21 protein-coding genes and 2 pseudogenes are annotated in these 22,769 nt (G+C 51.6%); 6 read left to right on the top strand and 17 right to left on the bottom strand.

Annotated elements, in window-relative coordinates:
* Positions 1-2 precede the first annotated feature (2 nt).
* On the bottom strand, positions 3-1,097 hold the full coding sequence (locus Q4606_RS13905) for an efflux RND transporter periplasmic adaptor subunit (RefSeq protein ID WP_303607885.1): 1,095 nt from the start codon (positions 1,095-1,097) through the stop codon (positions 3-5).
* 36 nt (positions 1,098-1,133) lie between these two features.
* The gene (locus tag Q4606_RS13900) at positions 1,134-1,682 is read right to left on the bottom strand and encodes a DUF3833 domain-containing protein (protein WP_303607930.1); all 549 of its coding nucleotides are present in this window, start codon (positions 1,680-1,682) and stop codon (positions 1,134-1,136) included.
* A 289-nt stretch (positions 1,683-1,971) separates the two neighbouring features.
* Between Q4606_RS13900 and Q4606_RS13895 the strand changes: the two genes are divergently transcribed.
* A complete protein-coding gene (locus tag Q4606_RS13895; RefSeq protein ID WP_303607884.1) occupies positions 1,972-3,789 on the top strand; it encodes an acyl-CoA dehydrogenase C-terminal domain-containing protein in 1,818 nt (605 codons plus the stop codon).
* A 53-nt stretch (positions 3,790-3,842) separates the two neighbouring features.
* Here the strand turns inward: Q4606_RS13895 and Q4606_RS13890 are convergent, their stop codons facing one another.
* The 5 genes from Q4606_RS13890 to Q4606_RS13870 all read right to left on the bottom strand — a co-directional run bounded on the left by Q4606_RS13890 (position 3,843) and on the right by Q4606_RS13870 (position 9,938).
* Positions 3,843-4,595: an ABC transporter substrate-binding protein gene (locus tag Q4606_RS13890; RefSeq protein ID WP_303607883.1), complete on the bottom strand. Its 753-nt coding sequence runs from the start codon at positions 4,593-4,595 to the stop codon at positions 3,843-3,845.
* A gap of 220 nt (positions 4,596-4,815) precedes the next feature.
* Entirely contained in the window at positions 4,816-5,562 is a 747-nt protein-coding gene (locus tag Q4606_RS13885) for an ABC transporter substrate-binding protein (protein ID WP_303595161.1), read from the bottom strand.
* Positions 5,563-5,807: 245 nt separating this feature from the next.
* Entirely contained in the window at positions 5,808-6,800 is a 993-nt protein-coding gene (locus Q4606_RS13880) for a cytochrome-c peroxidase (RefSeq protein WP_303595483.1), read from the bottom strand.
* Between the two features lie 210 nt (positions 6,801-7,010).
* Complete coding sequence (locus tag Q4606_RS13875; protein ID WP_303607882.1) at positions 7,011-9,119, bottom strand: TonB-dependent receptor; 2,109 nt, start codon at positions 9,117-9,119, stop codon at positions 7,011-7,013.
* A gap of 141 nt (positions 9,120-9,260) precedes the next feature.
* Positions 9,261-9,938: a DUF2959 domain-containing protein gene (locus Q4606_RS13870; protein ID WP_303607881.1), complete on the bottom strand. Its 678-nt coding sequence runs from the start codon at positions 9,936-9,938 to the stop codon at positions 9,261-9,263.
* A gap of 79 nt (positions 9,939-10,017) precedes the next feature.
* Between Q4606_RS13870 and Q4606_RS13865 the strand changes: the two are divergent.
* Positions 10,018-10,377: pseudogene (locus Q4606_RS13865) on the top strand (YchJ family protein); the annotation flags it as partial.
* Positions 10,378-10,410: 33 nt separating this feature from the next.
* Positions 10,411-10,476 (top strand): annotated as a pseudogene (locus tag Q4606_RS13860) (SEC-C metal-binding domain-containing protein); the annotation flags it as partial.
* Positions 10,477-10,489: 13 nt separating this feature from the next.
* Here Q4606_RS13860 and Q4606_RS13855 read toward each other — a convergent pair.
* The 10 genes from Q4606_RS13855 to rpmH form a co-directional block, all read right to left on the bottom strand.
* On the bottom strand, positions 10,490-11,068 hold the full coding sequence (locus Q4606_RS13855) for a superoxide dismutase family protein (protein WP_303595165.1): 579 nt from the start codon (positions 11,066-11,068) through the stop codon (positions 10,490-10,492).
* 24 nt (positions 11,069-11,092) lie between these two features.
* On the bottom strand, positions 11,093-11,593 hold the full coding sequence (sodC, locus tag Q4606_RS13850; RefSeq protein WP_303607929.1) for a superoxide dismutase [Cu-Zn] SodC: 501 nt from the start codon (positions 11,591-11,593) through the stop codon (positions 11,093-11,095).
* 150 nt (positions 11,594-11,743) lie between these two features.
* Positions 11,744-12,169, bottom strand: a complete 426-nt coding sequence (locus Q4606_RS13845; RefSeq protein ID WP_303607880.1) for an EF-hand domain-containing protein — start codon at positions 12,167-12,169, stop codon at positions 11,744-11,746.
* A 68-nt stretch (positions 12,170-12,237) separates the two neighbouring features.
* Complete coding sequence (locus Q4606_RS13840; protein WP_303607879.1) at positions 12,238-13,116, bottom strand: SDR family oxidoreductase; 879 nt, start codon at positions 13,114-13,116, stop codon at positions 12,238-12,240.
* A gap of 121 nt (positions 13,117-13,237) precedes the next feature.
* Positions 13,238-13,780: a type 1 glutamine amidotransferase domain-containing protein gene (locus tag Q4606_RS13835; protein WP_303607878.1), complete on the bottom strand. Its 543-nt coding sequence runs from the start codon at positions 13,778-13,780 to the stop codon at positions 13,238-13,240.
* A 272-nt stretch (positions 13,781-14,052) separates the two neighbouring features.
* Positions 14,053-15,423 (bottom strand): tRNA uridine-5-carboxymethylaminomethyl(34) synthesis GTPase MnmE, encoded by a 1,371-nt coding sequence (mnmE, locus tag Q4606_RS13830; RefSeq protein ID WP_303607928.1) that lies wholly within the window; start codon positions 15,421-15,423, stop codon positions 14,053-14,055.
* A 119-nt stretch (positions 15,424-15,542) separates the two neighbouring features.
* Positions 15,543-17,270 (bottom strand): membrane protein insertase YidC, encoded by a 1,728-nt coding sequence (gene yidC / locus Q4606_RS13825; RefSeq protein WP_303607877.1) that lies wholly within the window; start codon positions 17,268-17,270, stop codon positions 15,543-15,545.
* A 4-nt stretch (positions 17,271-17,274) separates the two neighbouring features.
* Complete coding sequence (gene yidD, locus Q4606_RS13820) at positions 17,275-17,568, bottom strand: membrane protein insertion efficiency factor YidD (protein ID WP_303595173.1); 294 nt, start codon at positions 17,566-17,568, stop codon at positions 17,275-17,277.
* On the bottom strand, positions 17,568-17,975 hold the full coding sequence (gene rnpA, locus Q4606_RS13815; RefSeq protein WP_303595174.1) for a ribonuclease P protein component: 408 nt from the start codon (positions 17,973-17,975) through the stop codon (positions 17,568-17,570). The genes yidD and rnpA overlap by 1 nt, the downstream gene beginning before the upstream one ends.
* Positions 17,976-17,990: 15 nt before the next feature.
* Positions 17,991-18,125, bottom strand: a complete 135-nt coding sequence (gene rpmH / locus Q4606_RS13810; protein ID WP_008172542.1) for a 50S ribosomal protein L34 — start codon at positions 18,123-18,125, stop codon at positions 17,991-17,993.
* Positions 18,126-18,802: 677 nt separating this feature from the next.
* Here rpmH and dnaA point away from each other — a divergent pair.
* From dnaA to Q4606_RS13795, 3 genes are read left to right on the top strand one after another with little or no spacing between them, the layout of a single operon-like run.
* Entirely contained in the window at positions 18,803-20,269 is a 1,467-nt protein-coding gene (gene dnaA, locus Q4606_RS13805) for a chromosomal replication initiator protein DnaA (RefSeq protein ID WP_303595176.1), read from the top strand.
* Positions 20,270-20,309: 40 nt separating this feature from the next.
* Positions 20,310-21,413: a DNA polymerase III subunit beta gene (gene dnaN / locus Q4606_RS13800; RefSeq protein ID WP_303595177.1), complete on the top strand. Its 1,104-nt coding sequence runs from the start codon at positions 20,310-20,312 to the stop codon at positions 21,411-21,413.
* Positions 21,414-21,423: 10 nt separating this feature from the next.
* Positions 21,424-22,695, top strand: a complete 1,272-nt coding sequence (locus Q4606_RS13795) for an AarF/ABC1/UbiB kinase family protein (RefSeq protein WP_303607876.1) — start codon at positions 21,424-21,426, stop codon at positions 22,693-22,695.
* Positions 22,696-22,769: the final 74 nt, after the last annotated feature.

Below are 22,769 nucleotides of genomic sequence, written 5' to 3'. Positions count from 1 at the left end.
AGTCAGGAACCCACTGACTGGGCAAAGCGATTATCCGGAATGGCGTTCTCATCATCAATCACCCGGATTGGATCGCCACTGCTGAGCCGGTCCTGACCGGTCACCACGACAGGGTCATCTTTGGTCAGGCCTTGCGTAACTTCTACGTGACCGGGCATACGCGTTCCCAGAGTGACAGATACTCTCCGGGCCACACCATCTTCTGCCACAAAAACGTACTGTTCAGCACCGCGCAGCATGACAGCCTGCTCTGGAATCACCAACGCTTGTCGTTCACGTAATGTCAGGCTGACTGACATGAACTGCCCGGGACGTAACCTGCCCTCGGCGTTATCAATCAGTGCACGAACGGGTAATGAGCGACTGAGCTGATCAATGCGCGAGCCCAGCTCCACCAGTTCGCCACCAAAAACCTCTTCGGGATAGGCAGGAGATTTTCCCTGCACCCTCTGGCCCGGACTGATCTCGCCAAGAAACCGCTCCGGAATGGAGAAGTTCAGTTCCATGCGGGAAACCACATCCAGCGTTGTTACGGTGGTTCCTGCGGTAATATAGGCACCGATATCAATGTCACTGAGGCCAATCACCCCAGAGAAAGGCGCCTTGATACGATGGTTTTCAAGCCGGACCTGCGCAGCAGTTCGCTGCGCCTCAGACACTTCAACAGCGGTTCGAAGTTCATCAACAAGCGACTGGGAGATACTGTTCTTGTCCCTCAGACTACGGGCCCGTTCATACTTTCGCCGGGCATCGGCCAACTGTGCTTCAACAACGCCCAGATCTGCTCTCGCCTGCCGGTCATCAAGTTGCAGCAGTAAGTCACCCTGCTTTACGTGACGGCCAGAACGCAGCTCTATCAACACCACGCGGCCGCTGGTTTCTGTGGTCAGTTCAACGGCGTTCGCGGCTTTCAGGCTCCCAACTGCTCCAACCTGATCGCGAACCGTTTCAGTTACGGGGAGCGCAGTGTTAACCACGCTGGCTGGCCGCTCGTCAGATGAGTCCACCTGAGATGGAGCGCTGAGAGTACGATAAGCCACAGCGCCGCCAACTGCGAATATGACCAGTACGACACCGATCAGCCATTGTTTCCACATAGAATTTTCCAACAGACAAACCAGCTAGCGCCGGCGTTAGTTTTTCTGAATCACCAGAACAATTTCACCGACATCAACCCCCCATTTACTCATGGTGGTCTGATTGATCAGGGTGTCAGGTGTCACCAGATACATCCAATCATCCATCCGTACATCCAGGGTTCCGTCACCATAAGCCACCTGGAGCACATAATTCATATGAATAGCATTACCACTCCAGCGCATGGTTCCCGGTTCAACCACATCGCCAGCATCGGCATGATAACTGTCAGCGGATTCCGATGGCGTCAGTGTCCAGACGCGGGTCTGCACTTCGCCATCATCAAAACGGAATACCTCGTCCAGAGTGCCCACACCCGCGCTGTCCCAGGACGCAGTAATGTCCGCATCAAAGGTACGGATTACTTTCCCGGAAATATCCTTGACCACACCGCGGGCGGAAAGTTCACCGTTAAAGAACTGCTCCGGAACCAGCTTGGGGCCGCGCTCTGCGTAGTCTGTCAGGGCTGGCGACGAACAGCCACCCAACAAAGCAAAGGTTGCTATCAGCAAGAGTATAGAGCGCCGGTTGGCTTTGGAAATCATAGAGCGCAGGTTTTGCATATTTTTTACACTGTTCATCGGCTTCTCCACAGCCCTTCTCGAAAGAGGCGGGCGACCACTGTTCACAAAAAAATCTTACGACTTCAATACGCCAGAAACGTGATCTTCGATCAACGCCCGCCTCCGGTGTATCCCGAAGACTGTCTTTACTGACAGGGCCTTTAGCGCTTTTCGTCAATGGAACCGGACGTGAAATGCCGTAAAACTCCAGGCAACTTTACGATAGACAATGCCCGGAAACAGATTTCCAGGCAGGTACAGAGGAACACCTATGCCGGCATACAAGGCACCCCTGCGGGACATGAAATTTTTGCTCAACGATGTGTTTGATTACCCGAAGCATTATGCCTCGCTGGCCAGCGGTGAAAACGCAACGCCGGATATCGTTGACGCCATTCTTACCGAATGCGGCCGCTTCTGCGAAGAGCAGCTAAGCCCACTCTACCAGTCTGGCGATGAGGAAGGCTGCTCATTGACAGACGGCGTGGTAACCACCCCGAAGGGCTACAAAGAAGCTTACAACCAGTACGTAATGGGTGGCTGGCAGGGCCTTTCAGCACCGGAAGAATATGGTGGACAAGGTCTGCCCACTTCCATGGGACTTCTGAAACAGGAAATGATGGGCACGGCAAACTGGTCGTTTTCCATGTACCCAGGCTTGTCCATGGGTGCAATGAATACCATCTACCTCCACGGTTCCGACGATCAGAAAGACACCTATCTGCTACCCATGACAGAAGGCCGCTGGGCCGGCACCATGTGCCTGACCGAACCCCAATGCGGCACCGACCTGGGGCAAATAAAAACCAGAGCCGAACCCCAGGCTGATGGCAGCTATAAGGTGACCGGCACCAAAATCTTTATATCCTCCGGTGACCATGATCTTACCGAGAATATTGTCCATATTGTTCTGGCGCGCCTGCCGGATGCGCCCAAAGGCACCCGGGGCATAAGTCTGTTCATCGTACCAAAGTTCCTGCCAGGTGCAGACGGCGATTCAGGGAAGCGCAACACGGTGGTGTGTGGCAGCCTGGAAAAGAAAATGGGGATCAAGGCTTCCGCGACCTGCGTTTTGAACTTTGACGAAGCAGTCGGCTTCCTGATCGGTCCTGAAAATGAAGGCCTGGAATGCATGTTCACCTTTATGAACACAGCGCGTATCGGTACCGCCATTCAGGGGGTCGGGCCCGCGGAGCTTTCCTACCAATGGGCCCTGGAATACGCCAGGGAGCGCCGTTCCATGCGCGCCCTCTCCGGCAAGAAGGAACCGGAGCAGGTGGCGGATAGCCTGCTTCACCACGCCGATGTACGCCGCATGCTGCTGACCCAGAAAGCCATCGCGGAAGGTGGCCGAGCCATGCTCTATGACGCCGCCCGTCTGGCTGACCATATGGTTGAAGGCCACGCCGCCGGAGATGCAAAAAAAGCAGCCAGATACGATGACAAGCTGGGTTTCCTGACACCAATTCTGAAAGGCTTCCTCACTGAGTTGGGGAATGAAGCTGCCAACCTTGGAATGCAGGTCTTTGGTGGCCACGGTTATATCCGCGAACACGGCATGGAACAGATCGCGCGCGATACCCGGATTGCCACACTTTATGAAGGCACCACCGGTATTCAGGCGCTGGATTTACTTGGCCGTAAGGTTCTTTTGAGTACCAAAGGTGGAGCTGTTCGTGACTTCACCGCCCGAATCGCCAACTTTGCCCGCAAAAAACTGACAGACAGCCGTTTGCGCCCGCTTGCCCTGGATCTGCTCAAGCTCACAGCACAATGGAACCTGCTTACGGTGCGAATCATGCTTGCAGCCCGCAAGGATCGCGATATTGTCAGCTCTGCGTCTTACGATTTCCTGATGTACAGCGGCTACGTGACCATGGCATATATCTGGGCAAGGCAAGCGGCGGTCGCGGCAGATCGTCTGGACAAAGGCGGCGATGAATCCGAGGAGTTCTATGAAGCCAAGCTGGCCACTGCGGAATTTTATTACGAGCGCCTGTTGCCAAGAGCTCAGGCTCACGCCAGCAGTATGCTGAGCCCCAGCAAAAACCTGATGCAGCTGAGAGCAGACGCTATGATTTTCATCTAATTGCGGAACTATCCCGGGAACTCCCCGGGATAGTTTTGGTAATTCTCTGGAATTTAGAGACCGTATTTTGTCTCTATAGCTTCATACATTCCGCTGCTCTTGATCTTCTGAAGACCTTCGTTGAGTTTCCGTATGATGTCTTCAGAAGTATCAGGATTCATCGCAAGATAAAGCTCAGTATCGTTGAACGAATAAACCGGCTCCAGCCCTTCTACGTCCTGCTGAGAAGCGAAATAAGGCCCTGCCAGACGGTCAGCAATCCACACATCAACCTGGCCAAGCTCGAGACGTTTGGGGTTCAGGTCGTCACTTTCGATAGCGGATACCTTATAGCCACGCTCAAGCAAATACTCGGTCATGACATCGTTACGGTAACCTCCAAACGTCATGCCTTTCATATCTTCCAACTTTTCAATGTTCAGGTTGGATCCACTGGCAGCAAAAATGGTCCACAGGTTCTTGGTTAAAGGCCCAACCCATTTAAAGTTTGGTGCACGAGCTTCGGTATAAGTCGTGCAAAAAACACCGTGATTGGCCTTATTCAAGGCTCGACTATAGCCATAGTCCCAGTTACGCAATTTGATCACATAATCCAGGTCCGTCGCTTGCAGAATGGCTTTTACCATTTCAGTGCAAATGCCATCAATATCTTCCCCTTGATGCTCAAACGCTCGACCAGACGCGCTCATGTTGTAGGGTGGGAAGTTCTCGGTATAGAAATACAACTTTTCAGAGGCGGATACAGATGCGATCCCCCCAAACGAAAGCGCAACCATAAGCCCTAGCAAACGACCAAGCTTGAACACAGATAGTCTCCTTTATCACGGATAAACGTTCATCGTTCTATCAAAATATCGAACGAATTTAGGATTTTAAGCGACGGGAGCTTACCGAATTGCATGCCTTTGTATTACAAAAAAACTGTTTGTTTTCGTAAGGCTGGGTAAGAGGTAGGGGCGAACATAGAGTTTACCGGCCAGGTAAGCCCAGCCGGTCATTGGAATTAACTAAAGATGGCGCGGATGATCAAAGACCGTACTTGGTCCCAATCGCATCATAAGTACCGTTTTCCCTGATCGTTTCCAGGGCATTATTCAGATCTTCAACAACCTGGTCGGGGGTATCCGGACTCATCGCCAAGTACAGATCAACGTCGTTGAACGAATACACAGGCACCAGTCCTTCAATCTCCTGCTGGGAAGCCATGTATGGTCCTCCAAGCCGCTCTGCAATCCACAGATCAATCTGGCCCAGGGCCAGACGCTTCGGGTTGAGGTCATCACTATCGATCACGGACACCTTGTAACCGCGCTTCAAGAGGTATTCGCTTCTGACATCGTTGCGATAACCTCCTATGGTTTTGCCCTTGGCATCTTCCAGTCGGTTCATTTTGAAGGTACTCCCCGCCGGCGCAAAAATAGTCCACAGGTTCTGTGCCAGCGGCCCCACCCACTTGAACATGGGGGCCCTATCTTCTGTATAGGTGGTACAGAATATACCGTGATTGGCTTTACTCAGAGCTCGGTTATAACCGTAGTTCCAGTTGCGCAGCTTTATTCGGTAGTCATACCCTGACTGATTCAGTGCAGCCTGCACTCTTTCCATGCAAATACCATCAATCTTGTCAGCACTATGTTCAAACGCGCGCCCGTTAATACTCATGTTATAGGGCGGAAAATTTTCGGTATACATATACAGTGTTTCCGCCGCACCAGCCTGTGATGCACCGAGAGGCAGCAGCAATGCCAGAACAGACAACGAAATTAAACGCATGGAAAGGTCTCCTTGATAAGACAACCCGAATAGAGAAGTTTAAGCCAGCATAAATCAGGCCAAAATTTTGTGCTGCTTAGCGGAGGGAGGTAAATGAAGACTTACCCTGAGAAGGGTGTTGCTTGGGTTCAGAAACTTGAAAGGATGAGCAAACACGATATTTGAGTCATCATATCCCGGGTAATATCTACCCGGGATATTCAAACTACAGGTTTGAAATTACCTTTATATACGGCCTGTGCGTATTATTCAGGCAGAACCATCGATACCGGCCTTGGGGTATCGTCAGTGCTGGGTGGTAATTCCGGGTACCGGATTTCCGGAATTTTGCCTGTCAGCGTTTTCAGAAACGCGGTAATTGACTTCACTTCGTCATCTTTCAGATCAGCACCCAGCTGTGATGTACTCATAACCGCTACAGCTTCTTCCAGACTCCAGACTACACCAGAGTGGAAATAAGGGGCAGTCAGCTCAATGTTACGCAAAGGCGCAGCCCGGAATACGTACTCATCGGAGGCGGTAGAAGTCACCTCGAAACGACCCTTGTCGCCCACCGGCAGAACCTCGGCGCCAGGCTTCATCACCAGACCAAACGGGTAGTAACCTTGACCACCCAGGTTGGTGCCGGAATGGCAGGCTACACAGCCTTTGTCCATGAACAACGCCAGGCCTTCTTTTTCCTGCTCGTTCAGAGCCGCAGCATCACCACGCAGGAACCTGTCAAAATCGGCATCCGGTGTAATCAATGTCGCTTCAAACGCTTCAATCGCGACGGCCATGTTGTCGAAAGTCACTGGGTCTTCCTGGCCCGGGAATGCTTTGCCAAACTTTTCAACATAAAGCGGCATACTCTTCAGAGTCTCAACCACACGCTCAGGAGTGCTGCTCATTTCAACGCCCGCCTGAACGGGTCCCTTAGCCTGTTCAGCCAGGTCAGCAGCCCGGCCATCCCAGAACTGAGCGGCGTTAAACACCGCATTGAAAACCGTTGGCGAGTTGCGCGGCCCTTTTTGCCAGCCGTGACCAATTGAGACGGGAAGGTAGTCATGCCCGCCCATACCTACGTTGTGGCAGGTGTTACAGCTGATCAGATGGCTTGATGACAAACGCGGCTCAAAAAACAACATCTTGCCAAGATCCAGTTTGGCTTCTGTGAGCTCGTTTCCATCAATGACGGGTGGATATTGCGGAACCGCCGAAAACATGGTTCCGGCTCTGTCCTGCAAATCCGTAGCCATTACCGCCCCTGCGGACAAACCCAAGCTAACAGCGACAGCCAAATTCAATGCTTGCCGTTTCATTTTTCGTCTCCCTGTTCATTTAAAATGACGCTCTGATATAAAGCTAACAGAACGTTCATGTTTTTAAATGAACAAAGAGCTACCGGCGCAATTACCGGTAGCAAAATTGACGACAGTCAAATATATCCTGTCACAAGCAAAGCAGGGTTAAAAAGAATAGGTCGCTGCAAGCCATAAACGTCGACCTTCTTCCGAGTTTGCGTACAGGTTTCCATACTCTGCGCCATTGTCGTACGAACGGTATTCAATGAAGTCTTCATCCATCAGATTGTAGATAGTGGCACTGAACCCCAGGTTCTCTGAAACCTGGTACTGGCCACCAAGGCTAACCAGAGTGACTGCCTTGAAATCACCAAGGTCCGCATAGGAAGGCGCGCCGCGACTACGTTCCCGCGCACGATAGCGCTCACTTTCATATTGCGCTTTTACAAAGGCTGACCAACGTGCAGAAGGAACCCAGCGCAGTGAAACGTTGGCCATGTGTTCGGGCGTATCAGTGAGAGGCTCACCTTTGTTCGGCCCGGTTTTCTGCTCGCTGTCGGTATAGGTGTAGTTCGCCGCCAGGCGCCAGTCCTGAGCGAAAGGTACGGAACCATGCAACTCCACCCCTTGGGTGACAGCTTCATCAATATTCACATCCTGGCCAAATACATCTGCCAAGGGCCAGTCGCCCCGGTCAACACAACCCGGGCGATTAGGGTCCTGTGCATAACTGCAGTTCAACAGGTCTGGCCCTTCAGCTATCTTGTCGGTGAATTCGTTGTAAAAGACCGTTGCGCCTACGCTATAGCCAGCCGGCTTTTCGTAGATCACTGCCAGTTCGGTAGAGGTTGATTTCTCAGGTTCCAGATCCGGATTACCAAACAAGGGAATCGTGCCCTGCCCGGTGAAACCAATAACGCCAGATGCGAGTTGCTCAAGCCCAGGTGTTTTATAGCCGCGGCTTACGCCACCCTTGATGGTCAGCTCCGGCGTGGTACTCCAAACCAGATAGGCCCGCGGGCTGAACTGCCCACCGAAGGCGTCGTGGTGGTCATATCGCCCGCCAAGAGTAAGCGCCAGGTCGTCGGCCAGGAACCACTCATCTTCAACAAACAGCGCCTGGGTTTTTTGCTTGAATTCTTCAACGGCAACGCCATCGATCATACGCGCATCAAACCACTGACCACCTACAGTCACCACATGATTGGCGAGGGGCATAACCAGTTTACTGTCGATAACACGGTTCTCAGTTTTCAACTCCCGGTCAGATCCTGGCGTTTTCCCGGGAACACCTTCAGGAATGACCCGGCCAGTGGTTTCGGTAACGTTCCTCATGATACTGGTTTCGAGGTTACCAATTGAAAACCGGCCAGTGTGGCCAACAGCGAACTGGTCACGATCAAATTCCTGCTCCGGCCCGTAACCACGCACCCCCAAAGTACCCAATTGACCCTCAGAGTTATCGTAGTCCTGCCTGCTGCTTTCAATATCCAGCCATAAATCGTTTGACTCATTAGGCGTGACGGTAACGCGCCCACCAACCGTGTACTGTTCAGACTCCACCGGGCTGGGACCGCGGGTGCTCACTTCGATCGGATCGCCATTCAGGTCGAGAAATTCCAGTTCGGATTCATCCCGTTCAAACCAGCGTCCACGTAGCTGCAGGCCGATCAGGTTATCCACCAGGGGGCCGCTGGTATAGGCGCTATAGGCCCGACTGTCACCAAAATCACTATCCTGATTGAGAGTGGTTTCTGCGGTGAGTGAAGATGCCCATTCAGGGCTGACTTTGCGGGTGATAATGTTAATAACACCACCCATGGCATCGGATCCGTAAAGGGTCGACATGGGGCCGCGTACAACTTCAATGCGTTCAATAGCAGATGGCGGTGGCATGAAACTGGTGGCAGTCTCACCGAAACCATTGGGGGTTACGCTGCCAGCGGTGTTCTGCCGGCGACCGTCAATAAGAATCAATGTGTATTCAGCAGGCATACCGCGCATGCGTATATCAAAGCCGCCGGTTTTGCCCGCAGAACCTCCGACATCTACACCTTCTACATCATCCAGTATTTCCGTCAGACTGAACGCTTGTTTATTGCGGATCTCTTCGCCGGTAATAACCGTAATACTGGCAGGCGCGGCTGTCTGGCTCTGCTCAAAACCCGAGGCTGTTACGACCAGCTCCCCAAGCTCCGCGGGTTGGGCCAGTACCGACGAGTTAAAAACAAGGGCACTGCAAGCCGCGCCAATAGCAATCCGGTTAAACAACATATCATCCTTCCCTTATAGACCGACGTTATAAAGGTGTGAATGATAATGATTATCTATTTAATGCGCAAATAAGAATTTATGTCATTTAAGAAAAGGCAGCTTCAGGTTTTAAACCAACCGAAAGCTTGACCATTTCTTCGGTTAAACAGACCCCTCACGGAACTGCTGTATAAATGCCTCGGATTCTGCAATGGAAGCTTCCATCTCATTTATCAGGCTGTCCACATCCTGGCGAATCTGCCCTAGCTCGTCTTGCAGAGAACCGATCGCCTGAGCATTGAGATTGTGTTTCAGAAACAGAACCTGATCTTCAAATGCTTCCAGGACTGGGCCCATACGCTTCTCAACCTGGTGCATACGCGCTATCAGACTGGCGTATAGCTCTCGGGTTTCATCAAGCCTGAGTTTGCTGGTCTTCCGCAATGACGCACTTTCGTAGAGATCCAGTTCGTCTTCCCATTCATCAAACAAGGCACCGGATACGTCCTCAACGGCCTCAATACGATCCCGAACCGCATCCGCCGATTCAAGACTGTCGTCATATGCCTTGCTGATCAGGTCGTATTTTTCCTGCAACCCGGTTTCCGGAGTATCCACCACACTCTGAAACCGCTCTAGCGATGACCGGAATGTTTCACGGGCATCGTCCTGAGCATCACGGGCTTCACCCACCCGATCCACCAGAATATCGCGCTTTTCGATACCCAATTTTTCCATGGTGCTGTAATACATAGAACTGCAACCGCTTAATACGAGCAGTAGGCATAGCAAACCGGTTAGCCGGGTGACAACAGAAACTGTGCTGGGTGGTGTGGACATGGTTTGAATCAATCCTTTTGTGTTTGAAAGCGGTTGTTATACTGCAGGCTTCAACCCCTGAAGCAAACGCCACACGTCAATGTCTGAGAAATCTACTATCCCATACTGCCCCTGCGGCAGCCAGAGCAGCTATGCAGACTGCTGCCAGCGCTATCACCAAGGGGCCATCGCCGACACGCCCGAGGCATTGATGCGCTCGCGCTTTACGGCGTTTGTGCTGAAGCTTGAAGATTATCTGCGCGCCAGCTGGCACCCCAGCACACGACCTGCAGAGCTTGTTCTGGATAATTCTCCGGACTGGGCGTCGCTGCGTATCCTGAAAAGCGAGAAAAATGGAGACAGCGGTGATGTGCACTTCCAGGCGATCTACCGGCTGAATCCTGGCTGGGGTTACCTGGAAGAACACTCACAGTTTGTGCGGGAAAATGGTCGCTGGTATTACTTGAGCGGCGAGCCCCAAGAAGGCGTTTTAAAGCCGGGGCGAAATGACCCATGCCCATGTGGTAGCGGCAAGAAGTTCAAGGCGTGTTGCCTTTGAGAGACGCCGCGCATCAGTCCACAACTCCACACGCGACAATGCGGCCACTCCCTCCGTTCTTGGGGTCATCAGAATAATTATCAGGATTCGCATGAATAACCAGAGCTCGGTTCGGAAGATCTCTCAGCGTTAGACGAGGGGCGTAAACCGGATGAGTAGCAAGCTCCTTGTCGTTAAAGTAGAGGTTTGGCAGATCTCCAAGATGCCCGTCGCCATATGGGCCTGAATGTGTCTCTGTCAGTCCCGGGTCGTAGTGTTCACCGGCTTTGCCGCCCGCTACCGCATCCAGAGACGTCCCAATTTCTGCTTCTTCCTCGGTTGGTCCGCAATTACCGTTTTCGTGCAAGTGAAATCCATGCAAACCAGGGCTGAGGCCCTTTAAATTTGGAGTGAGAACAATGCCTTTGTCGTTCTCAACAATACGTATGGTACCGCTAACCTCAGAGGGCCCGCTGGCCGTTGCGTGTTTCATGGTTACGGTTTTAGATCTGTTTCCTGCGTCACCTATGGCTGATTCGGTTTTTTCGCCAGAATGAACTTCTACTGACAAGCAAAAACCGGCCAATGCAACGCTGCAAAGAATGAACTTCATAACAGTCTCCTAGTGGAACATTCTCTATTCACCCGTTACCACCACGCAGGCTACCCGATCGCCGCCACCTCCCAGTGGATCCGGGGAGTTGTCATAGTTATCTCCACCTGAGTGGATAACCAAGGAGCGATCAAGCAGATCCGCGAACTTTAACGCTGGGGCAAGCACAGGCACGGTCGCTTTACCGTCGTCATTAACATACAAAGCTGGAAGATCGCCTTTATGCCCCTCTTCAAATGGGCCTCGGTGCTCCCCCGAGCCAGGGTTATAATGGCCGCCTGCTGCCCCGGCCGGAATTTTTTCGCCCTTTTTTTCAGCGAGCTCGCAGGAGCCATTTTCATGTAAATGAAAACCGTGGCGACCCGGCTCCAGCCCGCTCAGATCGGGCTCGAAAAGAACACCATGTTCATTGCTCCGGATCTGAATGGTTCCGATCGGTTCACCGATGCCGTCCGTGGTAACCCGGTGTACCTTTGCCTCAATCTGGTTTGCTTTGGCGGTTACCGCCCAGACAGGCACGCTCATTAAGCTCGCAAGCCCTAATATCAAGAGCATCCGTTTGATCATGATTTCCTCCAACTCCGCGTCACTACACCCGGTCTCTGGAAAACCGGGTGTATAAAATTAAGTCAATCGCTAATGGGAAACAGAGGGTCCGCAGGATTGCGATAAAGCTTAGTTCCGTTCGGATTCAATCATGCCTCTGTTCAGTTCCTTGCGAGAGATAGTGCCATCGCCGTCATGATCGTAAAGCTCAATCAATCGCTCACCTTGCTTCTTTGGGTTTTCGCTCTCCCCTGCCTGGGATGCTTTCCGATACTTATTCAGTTCTTTCGCCTCCAGCTTGCCATCCTTATTAGCATCCAGCTCATCAAACCTCAGGCTTGTTGAGCTGTTACCGTCCTGGTCTTTTCCCGGTTTTTCAGAATCGTCGCCAGCTTCATGCGAACTGGCATGCCCGCCTGCATCATTGGGCCCGCCCATCTGTTGGGCGGTCGCATTCGGAGTATCAGGGCTGGTGGTACGTGTCTCCTGGGCAAAAGCAAGACCCGGAACCAAAAGGGTCAGGGATATAATCGAAAGTATCAGTTTTCCAAACATGGCTATTCTCCATTTCATGTTCGTGGTTACTGTGTTTTTCGCAGGCTGCCTTCTCTCTTCTCGAATGACTAAAGCTGCTTGCTGCCACCGGTTACGCCGTATATTTCTCCAGTTATATAACTGGATTCCGGGGAGGCCAGAAACACATACACAGGCGCAAGTTCAGCGGGTTGCGCCGGCCGGCCAAGTAAGCTGTTGGCGCCGAACTCGGGGACTTTATCAGGCGGGAAAGTGGTGGGTATCAAGGGTGTCCATACAGGGCCAGGCGCCACGCCATTCACTCTTACACCGTGATTGATGGCTTCCGCTGCAAGGGAAAGTGTGAAGTTGGCAATCGCTGCTTTGGTGGCCGCATAGGGAGCAAGATTGTTGCTCGGCTTGAATGCCTGAATTGACGTTGTATTAATAATGCATCCACCCGGCGGGAGCTTCCGGAGCGCCGCCCGGCATAGATAGATCATGCCTTCAATATTGGTGCTGATGGTATGGCGGAGTTCGGAGTCAGGTACTTCCTCCAGGCTGCTGTACGTTTGCTGGAACCCGGCGTTGTTGATCAGAATATCGAGTTGGCCGAAATCACGGAGCACTCGTTCTACCAGTTCGTCACATTCCGAACTCCGGGTCTGATCCATTTTTACTGCCAGTACTTTCCTGCCCGCCTTACGAATCAGCTCGGCGGTTTCTTCGGCATCAGCCTCTTCTTCAAGGTAGCTAAACGCAACATCGGCGCCCTCTCTCGCGTAGGCGAGCGCTACGGCGCGGCCGATGCCACTATCTGCACCTGTAATAAGTGCGACACGCCCCTTGAGTTTATCGCTACCCTGATAGTTGGTTTCGCCATGATCGGCGCGGGGGCGCATTTGCCCTTCGCGACCGGGGATGCTTTGTTGCTGTTCCGGAAAATCCGGGGTCGGGTATCTGTATCGCGGATCCTGTAACTGGCTCATCGTAGGTCTCCTTTATAAATTGCTCCAGACAGCAAAAACTGTCTTGGGGCGATCGGACCTCTATAGCTTCCAAGTACCGGGTAATCTCGCAGTTGCTTGTGCCTGCAGCGAACGTCCAGCACTAAACCGGCGACAACACCTCAATAATGCGCGCGCAAAATGCATCCAGATCATCGGGGCTGCGGCTGGTAATCAAACCATCATCGTCGGAAACTGCCTTATCTGCCCAGGTACCTCCTGCATTACGTATATCGGTTTGCAAGCTGGGAAACGAAGTGAGCGTTTTACCTTTCAATACACCTGCTTCTATAAGCAACCAGGGCGCGTGGCAGATAGCGGCCACCGGTTTTTGGCTGTTGAAAAAGTGCTTCACAAACGAAACGGCATCTTCATTCATCCTCAAGGCATCTGGGTTGGCAACACCGCCTGGTAAAACGAGGGCGTCATAGTCATTTGCGGTTACCTCGTTAACAACCTTGTCTGATCCGAAACTGTGTGCTTCATCGAGATGGTGATAGGCAGTAATTTCACCCTTTTCCAGAGTAACAAGGTGAAGGTTTGCTCCTGCTCCCTGAAGATCTTTCCAGGGACGGGTAAGTTCGATTTGTTCGACACCGTCTGTGGCCAGAAATGCGATGGTTTTTTCGTTCAGTGGTGCGTTCATAACAATTGCTCCTCTGACTTTGAAATACCAGGATTCTGAATTACCAATTGTATTGGATTTCGGATATCTGTCCGGGCCAGCCTATCCAAAAGCCGGCTACTATTCGAACTCTGGCGCGCTACCCTACAGAGTTTTCATACAGACAGCTGTCGTGCCCGGCGCGTGAAGAATCCGAAATTCATTGAATTCCAAGAAGATATAATTCTGTAATTGTCGGGAGAGGTTACCGGGTTTTAACCGGCTTGTTGCAAAGCGAAAGGACCATGGCTGTTTTACTTCCCGATGCAGAAGGAACCGAAAATCTTCCCCAAAAGCTCATCGGGCGTAATCTGACCGGTGATTTCTCCCAAGGCATCCTGAGCAGCTCGCAGATCCTCAGCGAGCAACTCGCCAGCGCCATAGCCTTCCAGCTGCGCCTGACCCTGGACCAGAGCATCCAACGCCCGCTGCAAAGCATCCAGATGTCTGCGCCTGGCCAGAAAGCCGCCTTCCGTAGTACTGGCAAAGCCCATGCATTGTTTGAGGTGATCACGCAGTACTTCCAGGCCATCGGTGGATTTCGCCGCAAGACGAATTACCGGTGCCTGGTCTCCAGGTAACTCTGAGATACCCACGCTCTCTCCACTCAAATCCACCTTGTTGCGGATCACCGTGACCGGAGCTGAAGCAGGTAACTGATCAATAAAATCCGGCCATATTTCGTGGGGAGTGGTTTTATCCGTAGTGGTGGCATCCACCATGAGCAGAATGCGGTCGGCCTGGCGAATTTCGTCCCAGGCCCGGGCAATGCCGATCTGTTCCACTTCATCCGGGCTGTCTCGCAAACCTGCGGTATCAATAATATGCAGTGGCATGCCATCGATATGGATATGTTCCCGCAAAACATCCCGTGTTGTACCTTCTAAAGCCGTAACGATCGCCGCTTCTCTGCCTGCGAGGGCATTAAGCAGACTGGATTTGCCTGCATTGGGTCTGCCGGCTATCACCACTTTCATACCATCGCGCAGGATTGTTCCCTGCTCGGCTTCGCTCATAATGCCCTGAAGCTGTTCCAACAAGGCTTGCAGGTCCAAAGCAACCTTACCGTCCGCCAGGAAGTCGATTTCCTCTTCCGGAAAGTCGATAGCCGCTTCCACATAGATACGCAGATGAGTTACCGACTCCACCAGAGTTTCAATACGCCGTGAAAACACACCTTGCATGGAGCGCACAGCGCAGCGAGCTGCCTGTTCTGAGCTGCTCTCGATCAGATCTGCAATGGCTTCAGCCTGGGCCAGATCCAGCTTGTCATTAAGAAATGCCCGCTCAGAAAACTCTCCAGGGCGCGCCAGACGTGCGCCAAGACTACGCACCTCGCGCAGCAACAAGTCCAGAATAACGGTGCCACCATGGCCCTGTAACTCGAAAACATCTTCACCGGTGAACGAGTTCGGGTTAGGGAAAAACAGGCCGATTCCTTCATCAATCAGTTCACGGTTTTGATCAAAAAAAGGCCCATAATGAGCGTATCTGGGTTTAGGTGTGTAGCCCAACATAGTGGCAGCGATAGTCTTTGCCTGCGGCCCGGACACGCGAACTATACCAACCCCGGCCTGACCAGGAGCTGTAGCTATGGCCACAATGGTGTCGCTGCCATAGGAAATATCCGGTGTTGTTGAGCTGACGTTCATGATACCTGCCTCTTACACAAGAGTTTTACCCGTTCCTGAAACAGTAAAGGCCCCTTACGGAGCCTTTACTGAGCGATCAATAAGCCAATTGATCAGTGTTTCTTCTCGGCCATTTCTGCTTCGATCTTGCGAGTAATGTACCACTGCTGACTGATCGACAGAATGTTGTTCACCAACCAGTAAAGTACCAGACCAGCCGGGAACCAGAGGAAGAAGACGGTAAAGACCACTGGCATCAGCTTCATGATCTTGGCCTGCATCGGGTCTGGCGGAGTCGGGTTCAGACTCATTTGCAACATCATGCTGGCACCCATAAGGATTGGCAGGATGAAGTAAGGGTCCATCACTGAAAGATCGTGAATCCAGAGCATGAATGGTGCATGACGTAACTGCACACTTTCGAACAGCACCCAGTACAGGGAAATGAACACAGGCATCTGCACCAGAATCGGAAGACAGCCACCCAGAGGATTGATTTTCTCCTTCTTGTACAGCGCCATCATTTCCTGGGACATGCGCTGGCGATCATCGCCATACAGTTCTTTCAGACGGGTGAGTTGCGGGGCAACTGCACGCATACGACCCATGGAACGATAGCTGGTGGCGGACAACTTGAAGAACACGCCTTTAACCAACACTGTCAGAAGGATAATCGCTACGCCCCAGTTGCCGACAATGCTGTGAAACCATTCCATGATGATAAACAGGGGAAGCGATATGAAGAACAGCCAACCGAAATCCACCGTACGATCGAGACTTGGTGCAACGGCCTCCAGACGATCGATAATCTTAGGGCCGACATAGGCACGGGCACCGATTTCTGTTGTTTCACCCGGCGCAACGGTTGTAGCGGGGTAAACAAAGCCCATTACATGCAAAGGACCGCGACGAGTCGTCTGAAACTGAGCCGGCTGATCTCTTTCCGGTACCCAGGCAGCAAGAAAATAATGTTGTAAGAACGCCATCCAGCCGTTAGTGACGGTTTGATTGATACGGTTCTCTTCCAGATCGTCAAAATCATACTTTTCATAAGGATCTTCCGGAGAGCTGGTTACCAGGCCAAGAAAGGCCTTGATTCCCATGCTTGGCCCAGATGTGGGATCAGGCGCCTGATCGCGAACAATCTTACCGGTAAAGTTAGCCTGCCAGTTCTCGCTGGAACGGTTGTCAATCAGATAACGAACATCAATTTCATAGCTGTCACGTTCGAACTTATAACGTTTAGTGATGCTAACGCCGTTGTCCATGGTGTGAACAAGATTAACGGTTAGCTCATTTTCGCCTTCGGCAAGTTCATAGTTGGTCGCATCGGTATCGTAGACAGGCGCTTGACCATTTTTTGCACTGTCTGGGCCATTTTGGCCGATAAGGCCACTTTCCAACACGTAAAAGCGGTTTTCTGTGTTGTTCAAGAGAGTTAATGACTCATCACCGTTTAGTGTCTTGTCGTAGTCAAGCAGAGAGCTTTTGACAAGATTACCGCTTACACGATCGATAACGAGATCAAATACATCGGTTTTGATGGTGATGTACTGGTCGGTCACATTGGCTTTGTTGCTTGCCATACTGGCAACCGATTGTTGACCCTCAGGTGTTGCGAACTCTTCATCTGCGCGATTCGTAGCCGTTGTTTGCTGGGCTGTCTCGCCTGGAAGCACCATGGAATCAGACCCAACAGAACTGTTATCTGTCTGTATACGCGATGATTCTGCCACCTGCTCAGTGGGCACTGGCTGGTGATAATCCTCATTCCATGCCAGCACCATCAGATAACTGACAACTGCCAGGCCGGCGAATAATACGATGCGTTGAATATCCATAGAGTTACTGTCTGGTCTGGGTTGTTATTGAGGAATGGTCAGCCTGCGAGCAGCACTTGATCACGTCTTCTGGCCCGGATTGCAAAGTTCCAGGAACCGGATCATATCCACCTTCGGCCCATGGATGGCATCTCAAAAGGCGTTTTACGGAAAGATATAAACCTTTTAGTGAACCGTGATGAGAAATAGCTTCTACAGCGTATTGCGAGCAAGTGGGGTAATGGCGGCAGTGGCTTGCCATCAAAGGGCTGACAGCGTACTGATAGAAACGGATAGGAAGAAGCAGCAAGTTACGCATTAATCCTTTCCCTCACCGGAGGATGAAGATCCTGCAGGCTGTGATGTGGGGAGCTGATGATACTTTTTCGTTAACCGTTGCCAGAGACCGTTAAGGGATTTGCTAACTGTCTGGTTATCGAGAGACGCAAGCCCCTGACGACCAAGTACAATAATATCCATTCCGGGGAGTTCAGGCTGGTGACGAAAGGTTTCCCGCACCTGGCGTTTAATCCGGTTTCGCTGTACCGATAACTTCAGATTCTTTTTTGCAAAAACAAGACCGACCCTGGCATGTCCGAGGTTATTCGGAGTTGCCAGGATCAGAAAATTCCTATGCGGAACCTTCAACTGCACGTCGTTGAAGACTTTGCCGTAATCGGCGGGTCGTAAAAGACGATGCGATTTCGGGAAATTCAAAGCCTTCATAAGGCGAGCGACAGGTTACGCAGACAGACGGGCACGGCCTTTGGCACGACGACGGGAAATTACCTTGCGGCCGTTGGCAGTTGCCATACGGGCACGGAAACCGTGAACGCGCTTACGCTTCAGGACGCTTGGTTGAAACGTTCTTTTCATGGTGACTATCTCACAATTCGTGTGTTGAACATTGAAGAGTTGGTTGAAAAATTAATAACCAAAACAGGAGCGGCATTCTATGCAAATTTTATCCTGGGTTCAATGTTTATTGGTACGCGCTTGTGCCGATGTGCGAGGGGCTCATCCAGAGGGTTCCAAAATGGCAGAGGAATATCCGCTAGTTCCATGAATAACAGTAGTTATAGGCTTTTTTATAATTCTTTTAAAGATTCTATTATTACTGTTATTACGCAGCTCCATTTCTGTGGAAAAGCGTATTTATTAAAGAAAGATCAATAACTTGGATCATTGACAAAGCTGAGTAGAAGTGCGCTTGAGCCTTGTGCATAAGAGCATAACGGATTGTGGACAAGTAGCGCCTGCACGAATTTCTCCAGTTATCCACCGGAACCTCCATGATTGTTCACAGAGTTGGCGGCCTGTTGTGCACAAAGGTGTGTGGGTAACTCCGTATTAAAGAATTTTCTGTACACAAGGTTGTGTGTAAACTCTTAACAAATTGATAACAAAGAATATATATTTCCACAGGCTGTTTATAGCGAGGTGTTTACTCTTTCACTGAGGGAGCCGGCAGGTTAGAATCCTTGGTCATCTTTCGGAATCGGACGACCCTTGTCCGGTTTCAGAAATCTATGCGTTTTCGGGAGCAGACGGTCGTGCCTAACAGCATGTGGCATCAATGTCTTGAAGTACTCCGGGATGAGTTTCCCGCACAACAGTTCAATACCTGGCTCAGGCCCCTCCAGTCCGATCATCGAGAGGGGCAGCTGATGCTGTTTGCACCTAATCGTTTTGTTATGGACTGGGTGAATGAGAAGTATCTCCGGCGTATAGAGGAAGTGCTCAAAGAATTGAATAATGGTCAGGCCCCGAGAGTCGGTATGAAAGTCGGATCGGCTCCCCGGGAAAGCGAACCGGTTATGCGCTCGGAACTGGCTAAAAAAACCTCACCTGCCAAAGCACAGGATGAGGCAGGTGGCAGGGTTACCGAGGAAGAAAAAGGTGTCGCGGCAACCTCAGGCGGCCAGCCCCAGGCACATCTTAATGAATACAGATCAAATGGCGGGCGTCGGCCTGTCCAGGTAGAGGGTGATATCAAACATCAGAGCTTTCTGAATGAAGGCTTTACGTTCGATACCTTTGTCGAGGGCAAGTCTAACCAGCTGGCCCGGGCAGCATCGATGCAGGTAGCGGAAAACCCGGGCGGAGCCTACAACCCGTTGTTTTTATATGGAGGGGTTGGTCTGGGTAAAACCCACCTGATGCATGCTATCGGGAATGATATTGTCCGCCGTAATCCCAACGCCAAGGTAGCTTACCTGCGCTCGGAGCGGTTCGTTGCTGATATGGTCAAGGCGCTGCAACTGAATGCGATCAATGAATTCAAACGCTACTATCGATCTGTCGATGCGTTGCTGATCGATGATATTCAGTTTTTCGCTCGTAAAGAGCGTTCACAGGAAGAGTTTTTTCACACCTTCAATGCGTTGTTGGAAGGCGGGCAACAGGTGATTGTAACCTGTGACAGGTTCCCCAAAGAAATTGTGGATATGGAGGAGCGCCTTAAATCGCGTTTTGGTTGGGGGCTGACCGTTATGGTAGAGCCGCCTGAGCTGGAAACACGCGTTGCGATCCTGATGAAAAAGGCAGACCAGGTTAACGTAAAACTCAGTAGCGAGGCTGCATTTTTTATTGCCCAAAAGATTCGCTCGAACGTAAGGGAGCTAGAAGGTGCGCTTCGTTTGGTGATAGCGAATGCTCACTTCACAGGGTCTGAAATTACGCCGCCGTTTATCCGGGAGAGTCTGAAGGATTTGCTTGCCTTGCACGAAAAGCAGGTGAGTATTGATAACATCCAGCGAACGGTAGCTGAGTACTATAAAATAAAGGTTGCGGATCTTCATTCGAAGAGACGGACCCGCGTAGTGACCAGGCCCCGACAAGTGGCCATGGCGCTTTCCAAAGAGCTGACCAATCACAGCTTGCCGGAAATCGGAGATGCGTTCGGTGGGCGCGACCACACAACGGTCTTGCATGCCTGCAAAAAGATTGTGGAATTGCAGGAAACAGACCCGGGCATCCGCGAAGACTATCAGAACTTTATGAGATTGCTGACCACATGAAGACCACATTCATCCTTCCAACAACAGAAAGCTGAGTGACATGAAACTGACGATCAGCCGTGAATCCCTGCTCACACCGTTGCAAAGCATTGCCGGTGTCGTTGAAAAAAAGCAGACCATGCCGGTGCTGTCCAATGTGCTGCTGGTAGCCGAAGATAATTCACTGATCCTGACCGGGACGAACATGGAAGTGGAGCTGGTGGGGCGGGTTACACCCGTTCATGTTGACCAGCCCGGGCGAATTACTGTCCCGGCCCGTAAACTTTCAGACATTTGCCGGGCCCTGGGTGACGAAGCACCGATAGAACTGGTGCTTGAAGGTGATCGGCTGCATGTGCGGTGTGGCGCAAGCCATTTCACGCTTTCCACTCTACCTGCGGAGCATTTTCCGAACGTAGAAGATGAACCCGAAAGCTTCCGGCTTGAACTGCCCCAAAAAGAACTCAGGCGCATGTTCGATGCCACAGCCTTCGCCATGGCACAGCAGGATGTCCGTTATTATCTTAACGGGTTGCTGCTGGAGGTGGATAGTAGCCACATACGTACAGTGGCAACCGATGGTCACCGCCTTGCAATGGCGCATGTTGAGCTGGACACGGGTTGTGCTGAACCCCGCCAGGTGATTGTTCCCCGTAAAGGCGTACTGGAACTTTCACGGCTGCTTGATGATGTGGAAACACCGGTAACATTGGTAATCGGTGATAACCATCTGCGCGCAACCGTTGGTTCCTACACCTTCACGTCCAAGCTGATTGAAGGTAAGTTTCCGGACTACAACCGGGTCATTCCCCGGGGCGGCGACAAGATAGTTCTGGCGGACCGCGCCACTCTGAAGAATACGCTTCAGCGCGCCGGCATCCTCTCCCATGAAAACATCCGCGGTGTTCGCCTGAATCTCGCGACGAACGAACTCCAGGTGTTTGCCAACAACCCCGATCAGGAACAGGCCGAAGATGCACTGTCGGTCGACTATCAGGGTGAATCCTTGCAGATCGGTTTTAACGTCGGCTATCTGGTGGATGTCATGAATGCGTTGGATGAAGACCAGGTGAAGTTGACGCTTTCTAATCCGAATAGTAGCGCACTGATCGAATCCCAGAACGATAATCGCTGCCTGTATGTTGTTATGCCAATGAGGCTTTAGGAGAAGATTGATGGGCACCCTAGTCAACGGAATCAAAGGCGCCTTCAGGATCGGGCAAACCCTTTCTGTATTAGGCCGGACAGGTGTCAAATGGGTCGGGGGCGAGCGTCCCCCTGCTCCACGATTGCTGCGCCAGACATTTGAGTCCCTGGGTGCAACCTATATCAAGTTGGGACAGTTCATCGCAAGCTCACCAACTTTCTTCCCGAAAGAATACGTTGAAGAGTTTCAGTATTGTCTGGACCGAACGCCCAATCTCCCTTTTGGTGTAATCAAACGCATCATCCGCGATGAACTCGATCTGCCAATTGATCAGGTGTTCGCGGAAATCGACCCGGTGGCTCTGGCTTCTGCCTCAATCGCGCAGGTGCACGCAGCCCGGCTGGTAACCGGGGAAGATGTTGTGATCAAAGTTCAAAAGCCCGGTGTAGAAAATATCCTGCTGACGGATCTTAACTTTCTGTACCTCTCAGCACGGATCCTGGAAACCCTGGCGCCGAAACTCTCCTGGACATCGCTCTCCGGTATCGTTGAAGAAATTCAGCGCACCATGATGGAGGAATGCGATTTCATCAAGGAGGCCAATAACCTCAAGGTGTTTCGCAAATTTCTCCAAGATACGCACAATGAAGATGCAACGGTTCCCTTGGTCTACGAACGCTGCAGTACCCGTAGGATTCTCACCATGGAACGTTTCCACGGCGTGCCTTTGACAGATCTCGAAAGTATCCGGGGTTATGCAAAGGATCCAGAGCGGACATTGATTACTGCTATGAATACCTGGTTCGCTAGTCTTACGCAGTGCGAGTTTTTCCATGCGGATGTGCATGCGGGCAACCTGATGGTATTAGAGGATGGCCGTGTAGGCTTTATTGACTTCGGGATCGTCGGACGGATTCGGCCAGACACCTGGCAGGCAGTCAGTGATTTCATTTCGTCGGTGATGGTAGGTAACTTCGATGGTATGGCAGAGGCCATGATCCGTATCGGGATTACCAATCAGACTGTTAAGGCCTCGGATCTTGCAGCGGATCTGCGCAAGCTATATCAGCAGATGGATAAAATGGTTCCTGATCACGTACCCTATCAGGCGGACCAGGCGGAAGACGATGTAAACAGCATTTTAATGGACATGGTGAAAGTTGGCGAAAGTCACGGTCTGCACTTTCCCCGGGAGTTCGCCTTGTTGCTGAAACAGTTTCTGTATTTCGATCGCTACGTACACATCCTTGCGCCGGAGATGGATGTGTTCATGGACGAGCGTCTTAACATGCTTCACTGAGGCGGGTCGCCTTCATTAGCTGTGTTTTGTACACTGGGGCAGCATTTCACGAGACGGTGATATGCTGCTTTTTT

Origin of the sequence: Marinobacter sp. 1_MG-2023 (assembly GCF_030549045.1) — a bacterium.
Classification (GTDB): domain Bacteria; phylum Pseudomonadota; class Gammaproteobacteria; order Pseudomonadales; family Oleiphilaceae; genus Marinobacter.
This window is presented reverse-complemented; position numbering and strand designations above follow the sequence as displayed.